Annotated in this window: 21 protein-coding genes; 19 read left to right on the forward strand and 2 right to left on the reverse strand. The window is 36.9% G+C overall.

All coding sequences use genetic code 11. The features are described 5' to 3' along the window. The 10 genes from B5D47_RS01075 to B5D47_RS11605 all read left to right on the forward strand — a co-directional run bounded on the left by B5D47_RS01075 (position 1) and on the right by B5D47_RS11605 (position 14064). Positions 1-1491 (forward strand): RNA-binding domain-containing protein, encoded by a 1491-nt coding sequence (locus B5D47_RS01075; protein WP_159443459.1) that lies wholly within the window; start codon positions 1-3, stop codon positions 1489-1491. After that, entirely contained in the window at positions 1488-5822 is a 4335-nt protein-coding gene (locus B5D47_RS01080) for an Eco57I restriction-modification methylase domain-containing protein (protein WP_078929960.1), read from the forward strand. Before B5D47_RS01075 ends, B5D47_RS01080 begins: the two co-directional genes overlap by 4 nt. 14 nt (positions 5823-5836) lie before the next feature. Further along, complete coding sequence (locus B5D47_RS01085; RefSeq protein ID WP_078929962.1) at positions 5837-8581, forward strand: SIR2 family protein; 2745 nt, start codon at positions 5837-5839, stop codon at positions 8579-8581. Continuing rightward, positions 8574-9014 (forward strand): GIY-YIG nuclease family protein, encoded by a 441-nt coding sequence (locus B5D47_RS01090; protein WP_078929964.1) that lies wholly within the window; start codon positions 8574-8576, stop codon positions 9012-9014. Before B5D47_RS01085 ends, B5D47_RS01090 begins: the two co-directional genes overlap by 8 nt. A gap of 12 nt (positions 9015-9026) precedes the next feature. Beyond that, positions 9027-10454 (forward strand): ATP-binding protein, encoded by a 1428-nt coding sequence (locus B5D47_RS01095; RefSeq protein WP_078929966.1) that lies wholly within the window; start codon positions 9027-9029, stop codon positions 10452-10454. Positions 10455-10461: 7 nt separating this feature from the next. Further along, positions 10462-11226, forward strand: coding sequence for an HNH endonuclease (locus B5D47_RS01100; RefSeq protein WP_078929967.1), 765 nt, complete (start codon positions 10462-10464; stop codon positions 11224-11226). A gap of 127 nt (positions 11227-11353) precedes the next feature. Further along, positions 11354-11728, forward strand: coding sequence for a helix-turn-helix domain-containing protein (locus B5D47_RS01105; protein ID WP_159443460.1), 375 nt, complete (start codon positions 11354-11356; stop codon positions 11726-11728). Between the two features lie 387 nt (positions 11729-12115). Further along, on the forward strand, positions 12116-12835 hold the full coding sequence (locus B5D47_RS01110) for an HU family DNA-binding protein (RefSeq protein ID WP_078929971.1): 720 nt from the start codon (positions 12116-12118) through the stop codon (positions 12833-12835). Between the two features lie 75 nt (positions 12836-12910). Next, positions 12911-13450: an HAD family hydrolase gene (locus B5D47_RS11600; RefSeq protein ID WP_234969864.1), complete on the forward strand. Its 540-nt coding sequence runs from the start codon at positions 12911-12913 to the stop codon at positions 13448-13450. Further along, complete coding sequence (locus B5D47_RS11605; RefSeq protein ID WP_234969865.1) at positions 13366-14064, forward strand: HAD family hydrolase; 699 nt, start codon at positions 13366-13368, stop codon at positions 14062-14064. Before B5D47_RS11600 ends, B5D47_RS11605 begins: the two co-directional genes overlap by 85 nt. A 198-nt stretch (positions 14065-14262) precedes the next feature. Here B5D47_RS11605 and B5D47_RS11490 read toward each other — a convergent pair whose 3' ends face one another. Together B5D47_RS11490 and B5D47_RS11495 are read right to left on the reverse strand one after the other, a co-directional pair. Further along, positions 14263-14511 carry an aldo/keto reductase gene (locus B5D47_RS11490; protein ID WP_234969873.1) on the reverse strand — a complete coding sequence of 83 codons (249 nt, stop codon included), beginning with the start codon at positions 14509-14511 and terminating at the stop codon, positions 14263-14265. A gap of 19 nt (positions 14512-14530) precedes the next feature. Next, positions 14531-15049, reverse strand: a complete 519-nt coding sequence (locus B5D47_RS11495; RefSeq protein WP_200806535.1) for an aldo/keto reductase — start codon at positions 15047-15049, stop codon at positions 14531-14533. A 397-nt stretch (positions 15050-15446) separates the two neighbouring features. Here B5D47_RS11495 and B5D47_RS01125 point away from each other — a divergent pair, with 397 nt between their 5' ends. The 9 genes from B5D47_RS01125 to B5D47_RS01170 all read left to right on the forward strand — a co-directional run bounded on the left by B5D47_RS01125 (position 15447) and on the right by B5D47_RS01170 (position 23975). After that, complete coding sequence (locus tag B5D47_RS01125; RefSeq protein WP_078929972.1) at positions 15447-15671, forward strand: DUF3791 domain-containing protein; 225 nt, start codon at positions 15447-15449, stop codon at positions 15669-15671. A gap of 261 nt (positions 15672-15932) precedes the next feature. Further along, positions 15933-16145 (forward strand): helix-turn-helix domain-containing protein, encoded by a 213-nt coding sequence (locus tag B5D47_RS01135; RefSeq protein WP_078929974.1) that lies wholly within the window; start codon positions 15933-15935, stop codon positions 16143-16145. 3 nt (positions 16146-16148) lie between these two features. Continuing rightward, positions 16149-18701, forward strand: a complete 2553-nt coding sequence (hsdR, locus tag B5D47_RS01140; RefSeq protein WP_078929975.1) for an EcoAI/FtnUII family type I restriction enzme subunit R — start codon at positions 16149-16151, stop codon at positions 18699-18701. A 3-nt stretch (positions 18702-18704) separates the two neighbouring features. Continuing rightward, positions 18705-19388: an HNH endonuclease gene (locus B5D47_RS01145; RefSeq protein WP_078929976.1), complete on the forward strand. Its 684-nt coding sequence runs from the start codon at positions 18705-18707 to the stop codon at positions 19386-19388. A gap of 3 nt (positions 19389-19391) precedes the next feature. Beyond that, the gene (locus B5D47_RS01150; protein WP_078929977.1) at positions 19392-20894 is read left to right on the forward strand and encodes a type I restriction-modification system subunit M; all 1503 of its coding nucleotides are present in this window, start codon (positions 19392-19394) and stop codon (positions 20892-20894) included. Next, positions 20894-21268 (forward strand): KilA-N domain-containing protein, encoded by a 375-nt coding sequence (locus B5D47_RS01155; protein WP_078929978.1) that lies wholly within the window; start codon positions 20894-20896, stop codon positions 21266-21268. The genes B5D47_RS01150 and B5D47_RS01155 overlap by 1 nt, the downstream gene beginning before the upstream one ends. Next, positions 21219-21629: a helix-turn-helix domain-containing protein gene (locus tag B5D47_RS01160; RefSeq protein WP_234969866.1), complete on the forward strand. Its 411-nt coding sequence runs from the start codon at positions 21219-21221 to the stop codon at positions 21627-21629. Before B5D47_RS01155 ends, B5D47_RS01160 begins: the two co-directional genes overlap by 50 nt. Positions 21630-21768: 139 nt before the next feature. After that, positions 21769-22407, forward strand: coding sequence for a hypothetical protein (locus B5D47_RS01165; RefSeq protein ID WP_078929980.1), 639 nt, complete (start codon positions 21769-21771; stop codon positions 22405-22407). After that, a complete protein-coding gene (locus B5D47_RS01170; protein WP_078929981.1) occupies positions 22404-23975 on the forward strand; it encodes a restriction endonuclease subunit S in 1572 nt (523 codons plus the stop codon). Before B5D47_RS01165 ends, B5D47_RS01170 begins: the two co-directional genes overlap by 4 nt. Position 23976 lies beyond the last annotated feature (1 nt).

A 23976-nucleotide genomic window follows, 5' to 3' on the forward strand; every position in this document is an offset into this window, starting at 1 on the left:
ATGACGATAGAAGAGATTAAGAAAGGAGAAACTGAAAAACTTGAATTTAAAAGAGAGATACCCTCTAAAGACTCAAAGCTAATGAAAACTGTCGTAGCATTTTCGAACAGACACGGCGGACGTATTGTTTTTGGTGTTGATGATGAAACTCATGAGATAATCGGTATTGAGAACGAAAAAGTTTTTAGGCTCATGGACGCTCTTGCAAATATGATTAGCGAAACCATAGAACCGCAAGTTGTTCCCAGAATCACATTTGAAACGATTGAAGACAAAACTATAGTCATTGTGGAAATCGTTGAGGGACAGAATCAGCCGTATTTCTTAAAGGCAGAGGGAATTTCAGACGGAGTTTATATCCGGGTTGCAGCCACAACACGAAAAGCCGAGTATGAAAAAGTAAAAGAACTTATGCTTTGGGGAGAGAGAAAGTCTTATGACAAGATTTTTGAAAAGCATGAAGCTGTTTCAGAAGAATCTGCCTTGCATTTGTGCCATGCAATAGAAAAATACAATAAGAAAAACCCCGTTACTCTTGCAAATCTTACAAGCTGGGGCTTGCTAAAAGAAGAAGACGGAAAACTTTTTCCATCCATAGCATTCAGGCTTTTGGAGACAGGAGACATTCATTTTGCCCAGGTGCAGTGCGGGGTTTTTAGGGGGACGGACAAGGTTTATTTTATTGACCGCAAGGAATATTCAGGCCCTATTTATGAGCAGATAGAAAATGCCTACAACTTTGTTTTGCAGCATATCAACATCGGTGCAAAAATCGAAGGTCTATATAGAAGGGATATTCCAGAAATCCCAGAGGAAGCTATCCGTGAACTTATCGTAAATGCCGTTATGCACAGGAACTATCTTGCACATTCTTATATTCAGGTGTGCATTTATGATGACAGGCTTGAAATCACAAGTCCCGGCGGGCTTTATGGCGGTTTGACTCTGGAAGAAATGCTTCAAGGCAGTTCCAGCATAAGAAATGAACTGATTGCAGATACATTTTTAAGAATGGGCATTGTTGAAAAGTGGGGAACAGGAATCAAGCGAATTGCCGACCTTTGCCGCGAACACGGATTGGACGAAGTGGAATACTCTGCTACTGATTTTTGCTTTACTTCGACTATCAGGCGAACAAGGAAAGACTTGTTTGAGCCTGTTGTCCCTAAAACTTCATCAGAATTGCCTGATAATGATAGAATAAATGATAGAATAAGTGACAGATTACACGATAATGATAGAATAAACAATGGCGATGATAGATTAAATGATAGAATAAATCTGTCGGAATCCGAAAAGCAAATATTTTCTGAGATAGAAAAGAATCCTTTTGTTAGAACCGAGGAACTTGCTTCATTAACAGGTGTTTCCATGCCTACTGTGAATCGTGCTGTAAAAGCATTGCGTGAAAAGGGCTTTATCAGCCGGGAAGGTTCTAAGAAATCTGGTCACTGGCTGGTGCTCGCTCAAAATCAGGAGAATAACAAATGAAAAACAATCAGAACGAATATACAACACTTTCTTTAGTAGGCTCTTTATTCTCTGCCGATATGCTTTCTCTTATGGCGCAGGGGCAATCCAGCCATCAGAGCGCAGAAGATTACAAGCTTTTGCCTGGCTTGCGTTTTAGCGATGAAATAAGCCGCAGTTTTAATATAGCCCGGGCATTTTACAATGAATATAAAAAGAACAGAAACGAATCTTCCGCTTTTGACACAACCAAAAAGTTTATTGAAGACTTTTTTACAAAAGCATTGAACTATGATTCATTCATTACTTCAAGCCCAAAGACTATAAAAGACCGAAAGTATTCTGTAAAACAGTATGCTGCAAAAGATGTGCCAATAATCATCGCTCCATATACATTCTCTCTTGATGAAGCGGACGGCCGTTTTAGCGTAGAAGGTGTTACCAGCCGCAAAAAGTCTGCATTCAGTCTGGCTCAGCTTTTCTTAAACGCTTCAAATGAGTGTACCTGGGCAATGGCTACAAACGGGCTTGAACTCCGCCTCTTGCGGGATTCAGACAGTCTTGTTCGACCTTCTTATTTGAGCTTTGACATAGAAAGCATTTTGAGCGATAGCCGCTATCCAGACTTTGTTGCTCTCTGGTACTTGATTCATTCAAGCCGAGTAGATGTTTGGGAAGCCTGGCGGCAGGAAGGAATTACAAACGGAACTCGTGTTCGCGAAGGTTTGCGCGATGGCGTTACAAATGCGCTTCTTCATCTTGGTGCCGGTTTCTTGCAGACAGAAGGAGAAGGAAACAACGCACTCTTAAATGCATTAAAAGACGGAAAGCGAGCAGACGGTGTTACATATACACAAATGGATTTCTACAAGGCTCTGCTTCGCGAAGTTTACAGATTCCTCTTTCTTTCAACAATCGAAGAGCGTGATTTGCTTTTTGCTCACAGTACCGATGAAGCACAGCTCACACCAGAGTTAAGAAAAGCACACAAAATCTATCGCGAAGGCTACAGCATTCACCGGCTTGCAGAAAAGAGCCGTCGTATTCCAGCAAATGATAAATACACAGATATCTGGCATGGCGTTCAGGTTGTATTCAAAGCACTGCAGCAGGGAAACGAAAAACTAGATTTGTCTCCGCTTGGTGGACTTTTTAGAGCAGATCAGTGTCCTCTTTTGGATTCATGTAATATCGACAACGAACATTTTTTAAAGGCAATCCGCTGCCTTCGATGGTGCTATATCGATTCGAAACTAACATTTACAGATTATCGCAACATGGGAACCGAAGAGTTTGGTTCAGTTTACGAAAGTCTTTTGGAACTTGTTCCCCGCGTTGATTTGGATAGCCGTTCATTTAGTTTTGTTGGAATTGGCGATGAAAACGGAATTGACGAAGAAGGAAGCACAACAGGAAACGCAAGAAAGACCAGCGGCTCTTATTATACAAATGCGGATCTTGTGAACAGCCTTATAAAATCAGCCCTTGAACCAGGTTTGATGGGAAAAATTGAACGAGCAGAGCAAGTAGCTCAAAAACGCAATGAAGAAATGGATTATGAAAAAACAATTCTTTCATTCAGCGTGGTAGACCCAGCCTGTGGTTCAGGACACTTTCTGTTGGCAGCAGCCCGTAGAATTGCAGAAGTTCTTGTTGAAAAACGTTTGGAAAAAATGGAGGATGCAGTTCCGTCACAGGATTTGTATCGTAAAGCCTTACGTGATGTAATTACAAATTGTATCTATGGTGTAGACCTAAATGATATGGCTGTAGAACTTACAAGAACTGCACTTTGGCTTGAAGGCTACGAATCTGGAAAACCACTTGAATTTTTAAGCCATCATATAAAGTGTGGAAACTCTCTTGTTGGTGTGTACGACCTTAATGTATTGAACAATGGAATTCCTGATGCCGCATACACAGCACTTAGTGGAGACGAAAAAGAAGAATGTTCAAAACTTGTAAAAACCAATAAAGAAAGCCGAAAGAGTAAATTTCAGGGTGATTTGTTTTCAAAAGACCTTGCAACTTCCAGCGGAGAACTTGCTTCAATTATGTGGAGAATCAGTGGAACTGCTAACGACACAATTGAAGACCAGGAAAAGAAAAGAGAATTGTATGAAGCTCTGCTCCAAAACAAAGACTATCTTAAAAACAAAATTGCCTGTGATCTTTACACAGCCGCTTTCTTTGCAACAAAAACAGAAGCAAACCATGCAAAAGTTCCGCTGAGTGAAGATATTTTTGACGTTCAAAAAGAAAATGCAGAAAATCCAATGAGAGCGGGCATTAGAGAAGAAGCTGTGCGATTGAGTAATCTGTATAAGTTCTTTCATTGGAAAATTGAGTTTCCTGAGATTTTCCAGCGAGGAACTGGTTTTGATTGCGTTCTGGGAAATCCGCCTTGGGATAGAGTCAAATTACAGGAAAAAGAATTCTTTGCAAGTCGTGCGCCTTTAATTGCAGAAGCAAAGAACAAAGCAGTTCGTGATAAATTGATTCTTGCGTTAAAAGACAGCGACCTCTCTTTTGAGCGTGAATTATACGAAAGTTTTATCACAGCCCTGCACAGTGCAGAAAGTACAAGTACATTCGTTCATGCAAATGACAAGACTTTTGCAGACTGTCGCTATAAGCTGACAGGAACTGGCGATGTAAACATGTATGCTCTTTTTGCAGAGCTTATTTATACAATGATGGATGCATTTGGAACAGCTGGCTTTATTGTGCCGTCTGGAATTGCAACCGATGACGGAACTAAGGCATATTTTGGAAAGATTGCTACAAGCGGACTTTTGAAAAGCCTGTATGATTTTGAGAATCGCGAGGGGCTTTTCCCGACTGTTGATTCAAGATTTAAATTCAGTCTTATAACTCTTGCGCCAAAAGACGGAATGAGCGACTTTGCTTTCTTCCTTCATAATCTGAATGAGCTTGAAGACAGCCGCCGCCATTTTACGATGACTCCAGAAGATTTTGATTTAATAAATCCCAACACCCATACATGCCCAGTTTTCCGAAGCGAAGAAGATGCAAAACTTGCCAAAAAGATTTACAAAAAGGCCGGCGTATTCGTCAATGAAACCGATGAAGAAAATGGAAATCCATGGGGCGTAAGTTTTCAGCGAATGTATGATATGTCTAATGACAGCGGATTGTTCATATCTCCGGACGACCCGCGAGTTTCCGAAGGAAACTTGAAAGTTTTGCCTCTCTACGAGGCAAAACTCATGCATCAGTTTGACCACCGCTGGAACACATTTGTTAATGGTGAGCCAAAAGATGTAACTGTGGAGCAAAAAGAAGATACCAATTTTACAGTAACACCGCAATATTATGTGCCGTATGCAGAAACCGTACTTAGAACAACAACGCTGGATTTGAAAATTGTTCAGGCTCTGAGGGAATTGATTCAAATTGAGAATGGAGAATTGAAAATTGAAAATGGCAAGACAGAAAAGAAACTCCGCGAGTTGATTCGAGAAAAGGCGGGAATGTCGGACGATTTGTTTTCGGAAACCGAGAAACTTGAGAGCGGAGAATCGAATATTGAAAACAAGGAATTGAAAATTCTCAATTCTCAACTTTCAACTCTCAATTCCAAAGAATTAGGTGCGGCTGTGTTTGAAGTTGCAGAGAAGTTGTGTCCGAAGTATTTGATGGGATTCCGTGGTATTTGTCGAGCAACAGATATTCGCACTGTTTTAGCTAGTGCATTACCATTAAGTGGGGTTGGTAATAGTGCTCCTGTTATGGTTTTCTCAAAAAGTGTAAAAGCTACTCTTAAAGCTTGTTTATTATCAAATATGAATTCTCTACCATTTGATTTTGTTGCAAGATTTAAAGTTGGTGGAATTAATTTTAATTTCTTTATTGTTAATCAACTCCCAGTTCTTCAACCAACAGAATATTCTGAAGCAGCACTTTCATTTATCGTTCCCCGTGTAATGGCTCTCACATACACTGCTACAGACATGACCGAATGGGCAAGAGCCTTGTGGAATGATTCATCTCTCAAAGTGCGCCTTAAAATGCTGCAATTGAACAACAAAGAAAACGAAGGAATCACCGACGAAAAGTTTGTTGACCGTGAGTTTTCAGAAAGTTTTCTTCCTCCATACATCTTTGACGATGCAAACCGTGCAGTCCTTCGTGCCGAGCTGGACGCATACTACGCCCGCCTGTACGGTCTTACCCGCACCGAGCTCCAGTACATCCTGGACCCACACTCCGTAATGGGTGAAGACTACCCAAGCGAAACCTTCCGCGTCCTCAAAGAAAGCGAAATCGCCAAGTATGGGGAGTACAGGACACAGCGGCTTGTGCTTGAAGCATGGGATAGGATGGAGTAGGGAATCGTAAAGAAATGAGTATAAAATTAACCCAAAAAACAAAAAAATATCTCTCTGTTATCCAAGAATCAAAAGAATCTGGTAATCTTGCTATTTTTGTTGGAGCAGGTTTTTCTGTTAGCGAGAATAATAAAAAATATAAAAGTTGGAGTGGTGTTACAAAAAAATTAATAAAAGAACTAAATTGTAATAAGAACTTAGATAATTTGAAAATTGCCGAATTGTATAAGTTACAGTTTGGGAAAGCAAAATTGAAACAAGCTGTATTACAAAGTTTTCCCAAAACACCTGATGTAGCAGGAACTTTACATAAAGAACTTGTTAATCTGAATCCACATTATATTATTACAACAAATTGGGATAAGCTGATTGATGATGCAATTGAGAAGACAACAAATATCTATGATATTATTGTAAACGATAATGAATTAGTAAAATCTGTAAATAATTCAAAGTATATAAAAATGCATGGAGATTTTGAGCATGATAATTTTGTCTATGCAGAATCTGATTATTTAAATTACTCAGTGAATTTCCCCTTAATTGAAAATTTCTTAAAAAGTATCTTCTCAACGCATGTAATAGTTCTTCTTGGATATTCTTTTAATGATGTGGACCTTAAACAAATTGTTTCCTGGGTAAAAGATAATTCAAAAGAACGTTTACCCATTTATATGATAACGACAAGCCCTAAAGATACAGCCGAATTAAATTATCTTGGTAAATACGGAATTAAAGTCTTTCAAATATGTAATAATAACAATCAGTCAAAACAAAGTTTCATTGAATTCTTTAAACTTTGTGATAAATATAATCCATTAAATTATAAAAATGATTCGTGTGCCTTTTTAGTAAATAAATTAGAACCACTAAATAATTATAAGGTTATTTTATTTTCGCAAATAAAAGATGTTCTTACCAATTGTTGCATTATGTATGAAGATGGGCTGTCATCATCTTTGAGCTTCTATGATAAAATAGCTTCTTTAGATTATGATGAATCAACTCGTATTTGTTATAGAGATTTTTTAAGCAATGCATTGATTTATAATCAAGATTTCAACAAACACAAATCACAGATGGAATATATAATCAATATTTTAAAAAGAGCAGATATTCATGGCCTATGTGATGATGGAATGATTAAAAATAAAATTAATTTGACATTCGATATAAATGGGCCAGAACTATATGATAATTATTCGAATAGATTCAATTTTGATTATAAAACAAAAAAGTTTTCAAATAATTCAGAAATGTTAGATCTAATATTCTCCTTATATAGTATTGAGCAATATGAAAAGGCATTCAATCTAACAAATGAATTAATACAAAAAAGTAAGAAGGAAAATGATTTTATATACACTTTTATTAGTTATTTTAATTATAATATTTTAGTTAGAAAACTTAAATTCGAGTTTACAAAAGATAAAAATAAGCAGGATTATTTCCGTCAATTAAAAACAATAGATATAGACTTTGAATATAATAAACTTCCATTAAAATACAAAAGACAAGTTTATCCTATATATTCATTAATAAATTTTGATAAACTATATGTATTAAATTATACATCTCAAAATTCCATCAAAGAATGTAAAGAAAAATTTAATATTTTAGTAAAACATGGAAGATCTGAAAAAGAAGTTTTTGGTCATAAAATTATTCATAAAAATCTAGTTGATTTTATAGTAAATAATGGAATCTGTTTTGAGGAATATGAAGAATACAAAAAAGTAAATTATAATTATTTATATTTAAGTCAAATAAATCAGAGAGATAAAACAAAATGGAATCCAAATAAAACGGAATTGTATGCGAGCATAAAATACTTTGATTTCAAAACAATTCAAGAATTTTTCAAAGCATACAAAGAGGGTAATAATCAATTATTGATATCTGATGTTTTACGAGCCTGGCTTATAAATGATGTCTTAAAAAACTGTGTAAACAATTATATAAATAGAAAAAATACTGCTTTATCAAATCTGGAAAAATATATAGATAATTGTCTATTTATTTTATCTTTATTAAATCTTTCAATTACTGAAACAAATAAAATTATTAATCAGATTTGTAAAATTATTACTTATGTACGAAATCAAATGACAATTTTTGAAAGTGTAGAATTATTCTTTATAAATCAATGTAATTTATTTGAAGGAACAAACGTAAAAGGAAAGCCTGCATTAAAAATTTTTGAATGCTTGATTTCCAAATTAGCAGAAGATAAATGCAATGTGTATGAAATTGAAGCTTTGTTACGATATAAATTAATAAACGTATGTAAGATAGCTATTCAGGATTCAACAAAGTTTAGAAATGAAGATTTATTAAAGAAATTACTAATTACAATAAATTCAATTATAACTCCGAGTGATAAGTACAGATTTGTTGAACATTTGATTATGATTATTTATCAGATGGGCAATGATAATTGTAAACAAATAATCACATCCTTTATCAATTCTTTGGATATTTCGAAAGATAAAACTTCCTATGAGTATATTTCTTTTATGCTATCCTTAAAGAGATTAAATTTTGATATTAATGATGAAGAGTTAAAAAACTGTATAATAAATTATATTGAATCATTTCCTAGTAATTCATTTAGTTCAACCTTTATTGACTTAAAATCTTGTCTTGAAGCTACTTGTGAAAAAGATTCTTCCTATCATGAATTAGTAAAAAAACTTGAAACTATTATTCAAAACTATAAAAAATTTGAGTTGTCTATAGGAGAATCAAATAATGCATAAGCTGCTTCAATCATACAATCTTCACAAAATCAAACTTCTTTTTCATGGTTTTGACCTAAAAGTTATAGAACCAAATAACGACATCGAATTGAATCAATATGCTGATTCTTTATTCACAAGTTTTTCAATAGATTCTCCTGAGTATGAAGATAAAAAAGGTGTTTTTGTCTTTACGGTAGATGGTAGTGTTGTTTATGTAGGCATGACAAATGATTCCCTTAAGAAAGTTATGATGGGAACTTATGGAAATATTATTCCAAGAAAACTTCATAAAGATGGCCAACTTACAGCTTGTAGATTAAGTGCATTTTTAAACGAAAATCACAATAAAAACATTGAACTATGGTTTATTGCTTGCGACGACAAAGAAAAAAATAAGCAAATCAAGAATGAATTGATTGATGAATATAAGCCAGAGATAAATAAAAGATAGGAGTACGATTAAATGACCCTACAAGAAGAAATCCAAAACGGTGAAAGCCGTACATTAGAATACAAAGCAACGCTTCCTCATGATTCACAAAAATGGATTAAAACCATTGTTGCCTTTGCAAATGGGGCTGGAGGCAAATTTGTTCTTGGCGTAAACAATCAGCGTGAGTTTGTAGGTCTTGCAAAATCTGTAGACTTATTTGAACTAAAGGATAACATAGCAGATACAATTGGCCAGATGTGCGAGCCGCAGATTATGTTCGACATTACAGCCGAGATGGTAGGCGATGCCCAGCTTTTGATTGTCAATGTGTTCCCTGGAAACGCAACTCCTTATTTTATTAAATCCCTTGGAAAAGAAAACGGCACATTTATACGTCTTGGAGCGACAACCCGCAATGCAGACTGGACTGCTTTGGAGGAACTTTCTAACCGTGGTCGCCATGTTTATTATGATGAGTTTGCCTGTCCTAGTGTAAAGGTTGAAGATGAAGATATAAAATATCTTTGTAGGGATTTTTCTGAGCGTGCAGAACGTAAGATTACAAGAAAAGATTTGGAGAATCTGAATCTTATAATCGGCAATAAAAAGGATACAGCGACTAATGCCTATGCAATTCTTTTGGGAAAGCATGATTATACTTCCCGCATTCAGTGTGCCAGATTCCGTGGTACAGAGCGTGTTGATTTTCTTGATAAAAAGGAATATGAAGGTCCACTTTGTGAGCAGATAGACGGATCCTATAAATTTGTTCTGAACTATTTGAGCATGGCGGTGGAAATCAATGGCATTGTTCACAAAGAAAAATATGAACTTCCACACAAGGCAATCCGCGAGCTGATTATTAATGCTGTAATTCACCGAAACTATCAGATGAGTTCCAGCGTTCAGGTAGCGGTCTATGATGACCGTGTTGAAATTTCTTCACCGGGAAGCATCTATGGCTCTTTGACTTTAGAAGAGGCTCTGGAAGGCCGTTCGTCAATCCGCAATAAAACGCTTGCCCGCACTCTTGAAAAGATTGCTGTTCTTGAAGGCTGGGGGTCCGGCTTTAAGCGCATTTTTGCTGAGTGCGATGAATACGGGGTGGAAAGACCTGAGTTCCTTGAAATTGGCGATATGCTTCGTGTGAACTTTTACCGTCCTTCGTATAAGAAAAACGGCGATAAAAGTGGCGATAAAGCCCAAAAAACGGCGATAAACTCACAAATCGGCGATAAATCGGCGATAAATCAAAATGTCGGCGATAAATCGGCGATAAACTACAAAGACAAAATTCTGGAATATCTTTCTAAACATTCCGAAGCCCGCTCACAGGATATTGCTTTGTTTATCGGCTTGAAGCAATCACGCACAAAAGACTATCTTTCCGAACTCGTTGAAGATGGCAAGATTGTTGCCAATGGCGCTAACAGGAACAGGACATATTCGTTAAAGTGAGATTATTATGGACATATCAACTATAGAAAGAACGATACTGGAAAAATGCGCAAAGGATGCCGGCTGGGAAATTGACAGCAATTCCAAGTCAGATTGCATCAACTTATTCAGTTCTTTTTTTAAGGAAACCAGTACCATTCGGAAGACTTCAGATGGTTCTTTTGTTATTCGCTTTAGCAAGGCATTTAGTAAAAGTCATTTTGATTCCGGGATTCATTTTAATTCTAATGGAGAATTTGAATTCACATTACAAGAATCGTTCTCCTTTTCTAGATTGTTAAAACGAATTGCAGAACTTTTTGCTTCGCTTCCTGACAATCCATTAGAACAATATCAGAAAAAACTTGCAGAATTTTCAGATACCGAAATTCAAAAGACCGAAGCTGAACGGCTTGTAAAAGAAAGAGTAGGGCAAGACATTTATCGGGATGCCCTCATGAATTATTGGGGCGGAGCTTGTGCTGTTACAGGTTGCACTCTTACAGAAGCATTGCGAGCAAGCCATGCAAAGTCTTGGAAAGATTGCACAAGTGACGCCGAGCGACTAAATGTTTACAACGGATTTTTGCTTACAGCAAATCTGGATGCACTTTTCGACAAAGGTTATATTTCTTTTACAGATGATGGATTGATTATGGTGTCATCTGCCTTTTCTTTTAAAGGAGCAGATTTAAGAGGGCTTGGTATTAATAGTGATATGAAACTTCGCTGGATAGAAAACGAGCATTTGGAGTTCTTGGATTATCATCATAAGAATGTTTGGAAGAATTAGAAAACTCACTAAAAAATTTTCTTGACAAAAAAAATAAAAACATGATATAAAATTAACAGGTTGATAATTTTATATAGGTATGTTAAGATTATCTCAGTTAGATAAGAGCGGAGGGGAAGGAGTTCTTATGGCAGAAGAAAGACAGATTAGCGAGTATGGCGAGCTTTTGAAGCATCTAAGGATTAACAAACACGAGATGTTAAAAAACATGGCAGGAAAACTTGGGCTTAATTCTTCTTATCTTTCTGCCATAGAGAGCGGGAATCGTGATATTCCGCCTGATTTGACTGATAAAATATGTACAGAATATGGTCTTGATGAAGGGCAGCGAAAAGAATTGAAAGAGGCTGAACTTAATACAGACCGTAAGCTGGTGCAGATTGATATGAAAAAAATCAATGAGAACCGTCTTGCAAAAGAAGTCGTGCTCAATTTTGCAGGAAAAGCTGAAAGTCTTACGGATGAACAGCTTTCAGAAATAAATGCGATTTTAAATCGCTAAGGAGGCAAGCCTATGATTGTGCTGGAAAAAAATAAAGCCGTCTAAGTTCTGGTAAAACTTAAAACGGCTCTGGTCAAGAAGTTGGATAAACCAATTCTCGAAATGCAATGTTAGAATTATAGTTTATCCTTCTTCTTTTGTCAATCCGCTCTTTTCGGCTACCTGTGGGCTTAGGATAGAAAAGGGCGCAATGGATTTCCGAAATGTCGGAATATTAGAAGATGCGGCTTCTGCGCTAAAAAAAAGAAGCCTCTAAAAACTTCAGTTTTTTGAGGCAACTCTGAAAATGCCGAGTTTAAAAGCCCGCAATTTCGGGCTTTTAAACTCGGCGGCAACCTCAAATTGTAATTTTTAGAGGTTGCCAAAATACAGAAGAAGGATAAGATTATGGTACAGATTTATGCTTACCAAAATTCCCTCAAGACTGGCGAGGGTAAAGACAAATATTGCTTTAGGAGCGTCGTTGATCAGATTATGGACAGCGAGCAGCTTGTAAGGGAAATCATCAGTTACAATTCAACTATCACGGATGCGGATGCCCGAGCCGTGCTTTCGGTTCTTAACGACCGGGTCCGTCATTTTGTAAATCTTGGCTACAAAGTGGAGCTTCCTTTTGGCTATGTGTATAACAAGGCAAACGGAACTGTCGCAAAATTAAATGACGGTTTTGTTCCCGGAAAAGGAAACCACAGGATAACAAGTGTCTTCAAGTTCAAGGATGACGCTGCGGATGAAATGACAAAAGACGCTTCTTACAAACTTGCAGGGAGCGGATATGTTCAGCTTCCTGCAATCAAGGAAATTTCTTCTATTCTTCCAAACGGTATGGAGAGCGAAAATCTTGATTTTTCTGCGGGGGCTATGCTTCGAATCAAAGGCAAGAATGTTTCCTTTGTTGCGGAAGATGAGGTGCAGGGTGTTTTCCTCGTTTCATTAGATTCTTCCGAAACTCGTGTTTCAAACTACAACAGAATTGGAACGAATGTCATTGAGGCCTATGTTCCTGCTGTTGCATCAGGCAGTTATGAAATAAAGCTCGTCACAAAACCGGGAACTGAGCGTTACGAAAAAACCGTGTATTCCACAGTTGTTAATGTAACTGCTTAATTTTTTCAGAGGGCTTCCTTTTTTGGGGAGTCCTCTGATTTGTAATGCAAAGAATTATTAAGGATATTTTATTCTATGAACAAACAATATGAACGCAAAGTAAAAGAAAATAAGCCGGTTGTGGCAATCTGTTATGATTTTGATAAAACACTTACGCCTGATGATATGCAGGCTCAGGGATTCATTCAGTCTGTTGGTTATGATGTCAACTCTTTTTGGGAAAAATCAAATGGCCTTGCTGAGCATAATGAGATGGATCAGAACCTTGCATATATGTATACGATGTTGCATGAATCAGAGGGAAAAGTCTTATTCACCAAAAAGAGTTTGAGAGATTATGGCTCAAAAATACAGCTTTTTCCTGGTGTTGAGGAATGGTTTGAAAGGATTCGTGACTATGCAAAAGACAAAGGTGTTATTATAGAGCATTATATTATCTCGTCAGGACTAAAAGAAATGATTGGGGAACTAAAGTTGCCTCCTCTTTTGAACGCATATACGCAAGCTCATTTTATTACAATGACAGGGATGTGGCTGAATGGCCTGCTCAAGTCGTTAATTATACAAACAAAACGCAGTTTATTTTCAGAATTGAGAAAGGAACCTTGGATATAAATGATTCTGGAATTAACGATTATTTTCCAACAGAAACAATGCGTGTTCCTTTCAGAAATATAATTTATATCGGTGACAGCGACACTGACATTCCGTGCATGAAGTTAGTTAATTCAAATGGAGGCCATTCAATAGGCGTATACAATCCTGCAACACAGAAAAAGGAAAAGGTCTATAAGATGATGCATGACAAGCGTATAAAATATTTTGCGCCTGCTGATTACAGTGAAGGTTCTGAGTTGGATGCGCTTGTAAAAGCAATCATTGACAGGACATATTATAATGAGCTTCTGGAAGAGATTCATTTCAAAAATAAGAAAGAGTATGAATTGGACGAGGCAAATTTTTCTGAGGAGCAAAAATTGAAGAAATCATTACTGCTCAATCTAGAGGAAAGCGGCAGCTTTAGAACAACACATACAGTTATAGCCGAGCTTCGAAAAGTCGATTACTGGAGTCCTGATGAAATCGATTGGCTGATAGACATTGCTCTTTCTAATAGTCAGGTAAATCATATTTTGACTGATGATGATGTTGCAAGATTTTATAAAAGCATAATTGAAGGAGCACATAATAAAAAAGCGGAAGAGTTGAGGGAAGTTTTAAAAGAATAAGGCATCGTATATTCATACATTTAGGAGAGAGTTGTAAAACTCCATCTTCCAAATCTTCCGCAAAAAAGCGCCTCGCATTCCGAAAATCTCGGCCCCGCTCATCGGAAGCTCAATCTAACACAGGACTGACGCTTCCCGACTGAGCCAGCTGGCCCGTCGCGTTTTCGACTAACCGGCCGGCTCCTTACGCTTTACCTCTTACGTCTTCTCAAACTCCGGCTTCCATGCGGCAAATTGAAGCAGCTGCTCGTCGGTGCGGTGGTAGTAACGCTCACCCTTATCCAAGCTGGCGATTTTTGCCATTTCATCGGCGGTCAGCTTAAAGTCCATGATGTTAAGATTGTCTTTGATGTGGTCAACGTTCTTACTTCCAGGAATCACCACAAATCGTCGCAAATTGCCTTGCAATTTGCTTACCGAGTTTGTCTTCGCCAAACTTGCAGAAATATATTGTGCTAGTTTACGCTCAGCGGAAACTAGGTAAGCAAGCCATAGGCTTGCGACGGTACCAGCTCATCAATTTGATACCGTACTTGTCCAGAGTTACGCGTAAATCCTTCTGCGTAAAATATGGATGGGCTTCCACCTGAATGAACTGAGGGGCAGTTTCCCATTTAGTCTCAAGTTCTTCTATATATTTTCCTTCAAAATTAGAAATGCCGATTGAGCGGGCTTTCCCATCGCGGAGTGCCTTTTCAAGCTGACGGTAGCCTGCAAGCCAGTTTCCTGCCGGTTGATGGATGTAGAGCAGGTCAACGTAATCTACTCCAAGACGCTCAAGAGTTTCGTCAACAGCGTTCGGATTTTCGTATTCCGACGGCCAGAGCTTTGTGGAAAGAAAAATCTCCTTTCGCTCAACGCCGCTTTCTTTGATTCCCCGTCCGACAGCGCGCTCGTTTACATAAGCGTTGGCTGTGTCGATAAGACGGTAGCCCATCTTAAGAGCCTCGCGGGTGCTGTTCTGGGCATCTGCGGATGAGAGCATAAAGGTCCAAGTCCTATTACAGGGCATTCGATTCCGTTGTTTAATTTGATTGTCTGCATATTGTGTCTCCTGTCATTCCGAACTTGATTCGGAATCTAAATCTCGAGAGGAGTGTAGCATGGAAATTTTTTTTCTCAATGTGCATATTTCACCTTTGTGTAGGAAAAGCGACAGATTTTTGAAATGTGCCTAGAAAGTTGGGCGTTCCCGGCTGCCTTCGGCAGCCGGTCGGGCTTTCCGCCATTCCGCTATCGCTTCAGCCTCCTCACTTCGTTGCGGTGGCCGCCTTTGGCGTGGCTTCAATCCCTAACGCGTTCTTTATTTACCTTTCGATATCGTGAGATTTTATTGAAGGTATAAGAAAATCATGGTAAAATTACACTGACGGAGAATCAGAATGGCGGAAGTACCTGTAAAAGACAAAATAGAATACACAGTTGCTCTCGTAAGCGATTTTGCAAAAAAATATTCTCTTTCCACAACACAGGCATTCAACTACCTTGACCGCTTTAATGCCATTACGCTTTTGGAACAGCACTACAATATAGCCCACACCCTTGCATATTCGGAAATGGTAGATACATTAGCTTCTTATTGCAAAGACCATGGAGGAAATGTCTGATGTTTTTGTATCATGGTTCAAACGCTTGTAAACAAAGGACTCTGCCATGAATGATGTTGAATATCAGATTGAATGTACCACACGAGACCTTGCGACATATCTCGTAAGGGATTTTTCTTTTACCGTGGAACAGGCCTTGCGTGCCGTGTACAACTCAGAACTCTACCAGAAACTCTGTGACCCAAAGACAGGACTTTACTTTCAAAGCCCCCTTTATGTGTATGACTATTTAAAGACCGAAATCAAGACAGGAAAACTACAATGAGTGCAAGTTACAAAAAACTCTGGAAAATCCTAATCGACCGCGACATGAACAAGAGCGACCTCATCCGCCAGGCAAAAATCACCAGCAACATCGTAGCCAAAATGGGCAAAGGCGAAGATGTTTCCATGGAAAGCCTCAGGAAAATCTGCATAGCCCTGGACTGTGAGATTGGGGATATTATGGAAGTGAATGCTGCTGATGGAGAGTGAAAAATGAGTGATATTTTTGACATTCACGAAATGTCCGAAGAAGACATAAAACACGAATACATAACAACTGCCCTCGAAGCAAAGTGGGATGCAAAAAAAATCTCCATGGAAACAGAAATCTGGAAGGCTGTAAAAAAGCGCAATCAAAATCTTCATATTTCAGCATCTCCTCTCAACAATTTTACAGACGGAAAAGTCAAAATCAAAGGAAACATTCCAAGCCGCGACAAAGGAAAACGATGTGACTACATTCTGTGGTACAACAAGGGAACACCGCTTGCAATAGTAGAAGCAAAAGACAATAACCACGCATCTTCCTTTGGCTTACAGCAGGCTATCAGTTACGGAGTTTTGCTTGATGTTCCTTTCGTTTACACTTCAAATGGCTCAACTTTTTTTGAACACGATTTTACAACAGGCTTAGAAAAAGAAATCCCACTTTCAGAATTTCCTACAGCAGAAGAACTTTATAACAGATGGAAAAATGTAGATGCTGAAAAAATTGTAGAAGTTGAAAACAGAATGCTGTATTCCATTGACGGTAATACAAAAGTATATGATGTTCCTCTTTGTTTTGAAGAAAACCTTATGAACACACCTTTTTATTCTGGAGCAGATTGTTATCCACCTCGTTATTATCAACGAAATGCCGTAAACAGAACTCTTGAAGCAATTGCAAAACAACAGACCCGCATTCTTATTGCAATGGCAACAGGAACTGGAAAAACTTATACTGCATTCCAATTAGTCTGGCGTTTGATTGAATCTGGAACAAAGAAAAAAGTTCTTTATCTTGCAGACAGAAATAATCTTGTGGACCAGTCTATTCAGCAGGACTTTAAACCTCTTGAAAAAGTAATTCACAAAATCAATTTTCAGAAAGAAGACAAATCTAAAATCTCAGCATATCAGGTTTACTTTGCTTTGTACCAGCAGTTGGATTCTGCAAAACATCATAATGACGAAGAGGAAGAAACAGAAGAAGAGATTGAAAACGAACTTTCAAAGTATAAAGAATTCTTTACTCCTGATTTCTTTGATTTGATTATTGTAGATGAGTGTCACCGCGGTTCTGCAAAGGCTGATTCCCGCTGGCGTAAGATTCTTGAATATTTTAATGGTGCAACACAAATCGGTATGACTGCAACCCCAAAGGAAACAAAGTATGTTTCGAATATAGATTACTTTGGAGAGCCTGTTTATTCATACAGTTTAAAACAGGGAATTGAAGATGGATTCCTTGCTCCGTTTAAAGTAATTAATGTTCATACAAATATTGATGACGGCTGGAGACCAAAGAAAGGTCAGAAGGATATTAACGGAAATGAAATTGAAGACCGTGAATATAATCTTTCTGACTATGATTACAACATCATTGTTCAAGACAGAATTGATGAAGTTGCAGCTGAAATTACAAAGTACCTGAAAGAAACAGACCGTATGTCTAAAACGATTGTATTCTGTCCTACAGAAGATGCCGCAGATAGAATGCGTGTTGCATTAAATAATTTGAATACAGACATGGTTCAGAAAGATAATCAGGGAAATGTAAAGGAACAATATGTAGTCCGCATTACCGGAAGTGACAAATATGGAAAAGATAAACTTGATTATTTTATTTCTGTTTCTCAGCCTTATCCTGTAATTGCAACGACTTCAAAACTGCTTTCTACCGGCAGTGACTGTAAAATGGTTAAGCTGATTGTCATTGATGAATTGATTAATTCAATGACTGAGTTTAAGCAGATTATTGGTCGCGGAACTCGACTTCGCTACGATGATGGAAAAACACATTTTACAATTATGGACTTCCGCAGAGTAAGCCGTTTGTTTGCTGACCCAGACTGGGATGGTGAAATTGAACAAGATGAAGATTATAATCCAAATCCAGAACCTAAAACCCCTCCTGAACCAAAAGCCCCATCTGATGATACAGATGACGGTGGTGATGGCCCGGTTATTGTTGATCCTCCTGTACCTAATCCAAAACCAATTATTGGAAAAGGTGGAGTTAGAGTAAATGTCCTTCAGCGTTTAGTTTCAATTTATGATACAGACGGAAAACTTTTGAAGCAGGAATCTATTGAAGATTACACAAAAGAAAGTATTCTTGGAACTTACCAGACTTTGGAGAACTTTATCCAAACCTGGAACGGTGAACAGAAAAAAGAAATCATTCGAAACATGCTTAAAGAAAAAGGCATTGATCTTGAACTGATTAAGAAAGACCAGAACATGACTGATGTAGATGACTTTGATTTTATCTGTCATATTGCATTTAATCAAAAGCCTCTTACAAGAAGAGAACGTGCAGAGAATGTAAAAAAACGTGACATCTTTGGAAAGTACGGAGAAGCTGCTCGTGAAGTAATAAATGCACTTTTGGATAAATATGCTGAACTAGGCATTTATGATATTGAATCAACAGAGATTTTAAAACAGAATCCATTTATTAAATATGGCAAGCCAGCTCGCATTGCTGCTTTGTTTGGTGGAAACGATAAATACAGAGATGCAATCCGTGAACTTGAATATGAATTATATAAGGTTGCGTAGATTATGACAGGGTGGAAACAATATCATTCTTTAAGTAAAAAAGAGATCGAATTATTAAAAAAAGAATTGTTTAATAATAAACCCGAGACTCAATATCCTCATTACAAGCCAATTAAAACAAATTCTAATGACAATTCATATGAAAAATTAGAATTAGCACCAAATTTAATAATTGAAGTTAATAAATTTGGTGCTGTTAGATATAAAGGTAAAATACTTAAACAATATGCGACAGGATCTTTTATGCATGTTGCAATGATTTATTTTGAAGAATATGGAAATGTTCCTGTTTATGAATTAGTAAAAAGAGCTTTCGATCCAATAGATAATAGAGAACATTACGAAATTCATCATATTAATAATAATGCACTTGATAATAGACTTGAAAATCTTATTTATGTTACGAGACAAGAACATAGATTAATAGATGAAGACTTTAATAAAAAAGTATTAATACCAATAAGTAAAAAAATTACTCAAAATAATCGTAAAGATTTAATTAATTATTTTAATAATAATTCAGAACGAAGTATTAATGGCAGCGAATTATTAAAAGTATTTAATAATACTTCATTTGAAAGAATAAAATACAACATTGATAAATTATGCAAAGATAAAAATATAATGAGAATTGAAAATAATGATTTATTCATATTTCAAAAATTCTTATTAAATGAAAGCAGGTAGTATATGAGCAACTTAAGTAGTTTTGTAAAACGTATTCGTGATGTAATGCGTAACGATGCCGGTATTAACGGTGATGCACAGAGAATTGAACAGATAGCCTGGATGCTCTTCTTAAAAGTATATGACGCAAAAGAAGAAGACTGGGAATTTGAAGATGAAAAATATGAATCGATAATCCCAGAAGAACTTCGCTGGCGTAACTGGGCACATACAGAAAATCAAGGTGATGGTCTTACTGGTGACAAACTCTTGAACTTTGTAAACAATAAGCTTTTCCCAACTCTAAAAAATCTTGAAATCTCACCTGACACACCAATCCGCCAGAGTATTGTACGCACAACTTTTGAAGATGCAAACAACTACATGAAAGACGGTGTACTGCTCCGCCAAATTGCAAACATCATTGATGAACTTGATTTTGGAAGCTACGAAGAAACTCATGCTTTTGGTGAAATCTACGAAACAATTCTTAAAGAACTCCAGAGCGCAGGTAGTGCCGGTGAATTCTATACACCACGTGCTGTAACTCAATTTATGGCAAAAATGATTAAGCCGCAGATAGGCGAAACAATGGCAGATTTTGCTTGCGGTACTGGTGGATTCCTTTCCAGCTGGATAAAAGAACTTGAAGAAGTAAAAGATGCTAAAGGTAGCATTTCAAACAAAGACTCAGAAAAAATCTATAATTCAATTTATGCAGTAGAGAAAAAACAGTTCCCTTACATGCTTTGTGTTACAAACATGCTTTTGCATGGATTGGATAGTCCAAAGGTATACCATGGAAACTCACTTATTTATAAACTTTTGGACTATACCCAGAAAGATGCTTTTGATGTAATTCTTATGAATCCACCATACGGCGGAAGTGAAAAGGACGATATAAAACAGAACTTCCCGGCAGACTTACGTTCAAGCGAAACTGCAGATTTATTTATGGCGGTTATTATGTACCGCCTTAAGAAAGAAGGTCGTGCAGCAGTAATTGTTCCAGACGGATTCTTATTTGGAAACGATAATGCAAAGAATAATCTTAAGAAAAAGCTTCTTACAGATTTTAATCTTCACACAATTGTGCGTTTACCAGGAAGTGTATTCAGCCCGTATACAAGTATTACAACAAACATTCTTTTCTTTAATAACGAAGAACCAACAGGAAAGACATGGTTCTACCGTGTAGACATTCCAAGCGATCGCAAACACTTTAGCAAAACAAAGCCGATGGAATTAAAGCACTTTGATGACTGTATTGCCTGGTGGAATGACCGTAAAGAAATTACGGACCAAGAAGGAAATCCAAAAGCAAAGTGTTTTACAGCTCAGGAACTTATTGATTCAAACTACAACTTTGATGTATGCGGCTATCCTCACGAAGAAGAAGAAATCTTAAGCGTTGCAGAAACAATACAGAATTATGAAGAAAAGCGCTCAAAGCTTAATGCTGATATAGACAATCTTCTTGCACAGATTACAGAGCTTCATCAGAAAGCACAGAAGGGGGAGTTATAATGGCAAAAATAATAAAAGAAACAATTCATGCAAAAGGAATTGAAATCGGTATCTATACAACTGATTTTGAAAATGAATTTATTTCACTTACAGATATAGCACGATATAGAAGCGCAGATCCCCGTATAACTATTCACACATGGCTTCGAGGTCGGGATATAGTCGAATTTTTAGGTTTATGGGAAAGCCTTCACAATCCGGATTTTAAACGTAGCGAATTCGATACGTTTAAAAGTGAAGCTGGAACTAATGCATTTACATTTTCTATAAAAGAATGGAATGATACATTAAAGGGAAAAGGAATCATTACAAAATCTGGCAGATATGGCGGCGGAATATATTCAGGCTCTCATAGACTCACGGGAAAAAGATGATGATAGTATTTTTATTGATTTTATGTTGAACCTTCATGCAAAACATCTGCAAAAAGAAATTGAACAGTTTAAGGCTTCCATGAGCGAAAATAATGAGAAAATGGTCGATAAATCGCTTTTGAAACTGGAAATGGTCGATAAGTGGTCTGTAAAGCCAACTTTAGCCGAGAAACTGGTCGATATTTTACATTTTATGAGCGATAAATCCCAAATCACTACAGAGGAACTTGTGCGGCATTTTGATTTTGCACCTACAACAGCCAAGCGTTACCTGCGCCAGCTGACCGAATTCGGCTACCTTGAAGCAATGGGCGGGAATAAGAACAGATGCTATAAGTTAAAAGAAGGGGAACTGTACTAGATGTAATAAAAAAAACAGTCCGCGGTCCCTGCGTCATCATACGATGAACCACCTGCTCAAGGCAGGGAGAAGGAATCCCGCGGCTTACGTGAGTAATGTACTGTATTTTTCCCAAAAAATCAAGTAAAATAGAAGCTATATGAACCAACAGCAATTTGACAGCATAGAAAATACACTTACACAAATTCGTTTGCAAGCGTATGCTGGCAACACAAATGAGATGACGATAAGCAATTATTTGAACAATATTGAAATATGCCGCTCTTTTTACCCTTTGCTGCATTTTTTTGAAGTCAGTCTGCGTAATGCAATAGATAAAGCTCTTACAGACTATTCTAATGGTCAAGAATGGATGGATATTCTCCCTTTAGACTCAAAAAGCAAACTGAAAATCTTTAATGCAAAGCAAACCATAGAATTACACCGGCATATTGTTACGCATGACAGAATTGTTGCAGAATTAAGTCTTGGTTTTTGGACATCCTTTGTTTCCAAGAAGTTTTCACAGTATCCTTTTCAAGGATATGTGTTGAGATACGCTTTTCCAAATTGCCCAAAATTTATGCGTACTGCCAAAAATATGCAAAAAAGATTTGAAAGCTTCAGAATTCTTCGAAATAGAATTTCTCACTGTGAGCGTATAAACCATTTTAAAAATCTTACGATTCTACACGCTGAATTGTTAGAAAGTATCGGCTGGATTGAAAAAGAAGTTGCTGACCTTGCTTCAAAAATGGATTATGTAAACTCTTCATTGAATTTTAAGGTGGCATTATGACTGCCAAAGATTTAAAAAACGCACTTTTACAGGAAGCAGTGCAGGGGAAATTAGTTCCTCAGATTGCAAGTGAAGGCAACGCACGGGATTTGCTGGAAGAAATACGGAAAGAAAAATTGTCACACGGATTTGCAAATTCCTACGGAATTTGCGATGGAAAGGATAAAAAAACTAAAAAAAGTGATTTACGTAGTAAATCACAAATCAGTGTGACAAAAAAAGAATTGCCAGAAATTACAGAAGATGAGATTCCTTTTGAGATTCCAGAGAACTGGTGCTGGTGTAGATTGGGTGAAATTGTTTCTATTTTAGGGGATGGAATACATGGTACTCCTAATTATGATATTTCAGGAAATTATTATTTTGTAAATGGAAATAATTTGAATAATGGGAAAATTGAAATAAAACCTGATACAAAAAAAGTCAATCAATCTGAATATGAAAAATACAAGAAAGAACTAAACAATAATACTGTTTTTGTATCAATAAATGGAACTCTTGGAAATATTGCTTTTTATGAAAGTGAAAAAATCATATTAGGTAAGAGTGCTTGTTATTTTAATCTTATCAAAAATGAAATGAAAATTTATATTTATTGGTTGATTAAAACTAAATACTTTTTAGATTATGCAAATGAAGAAGCTACCGGAACAACAATAAAAAATGTTTCATTAGCAGCAATGCGAAATTTTCCAATTCCATTACCTCCACTCGCCGAACAAAAACGCATTGTCGCCGCAATCGAAAAATTCATGCCGCTCATAGAAGAATACGGCAAAAAAGAAACACAACTCAAAGCTATTAATGAAAAAATCGGCACACTCACAAAAAAAGCAATCCTGCAGGAAGCCGTCCAGGGAAAACTTGTGCCCCAAATTGCCGCTGAGGGAAACGCACGGGACTTGCTGAAAGAAATACGGAAGAAAAAATTGTCACACGGATTGGATTTTGCTAACGCAAAATCTGGAAAGAAGAAATCCAAAAAAGAGACAGCGTTAGCTGGCTCGAATCCGTGTGACATTAAAGAAGATGAGATTCCTTTTGATATACCGGAAAATTGGTGCTGGTGCAGATTGGGGAAAATTGTTTATAACAACGGTCAAAAAACACCTGATAAAGAATTCAGTTATATTGATATTGGTTCAATAGATAATCTGCATCAAAAGTTAAATGATAAAGAAAACTTTGTTTCACCAGAGCAGGCTCCTTCAAGGGCAAGAAAAATTGTGAAAAGGGGTGATATTATTTATGCGACCGTAAGGCCGTACTTACATAACATGTGCATTATTGATAAGGACTTTGAAAAAGAGCCTATCGCAAGTACTGGATTTGCAGTTTTAGCTTGCTATCCTCAAATAAATAATCAATATTTATTTTATTATTTACTTTCACCATCATTTGATAATTACGCAAATGATACAGAAAATTCGAAAGGTGTTGCATATCCGGCAATAAATGATGATAAATTGTATAAAGGTGTTATCCCTCTTCCGCCTCTTGCCGAACAAAAACGCATTGTAGTCGCAATCGAAAAAATGCTGCCATTATGCGAAAAACTTGGAGAATAAA

This window comes from Treponema berlinense (assembly GCF_900167025.1).
Lineage (GTDB): Bacteria > Spirochaetota > Spirochaetia > Treponematales > Treponemataceae > Treponema_D > Treponema_D berlinense.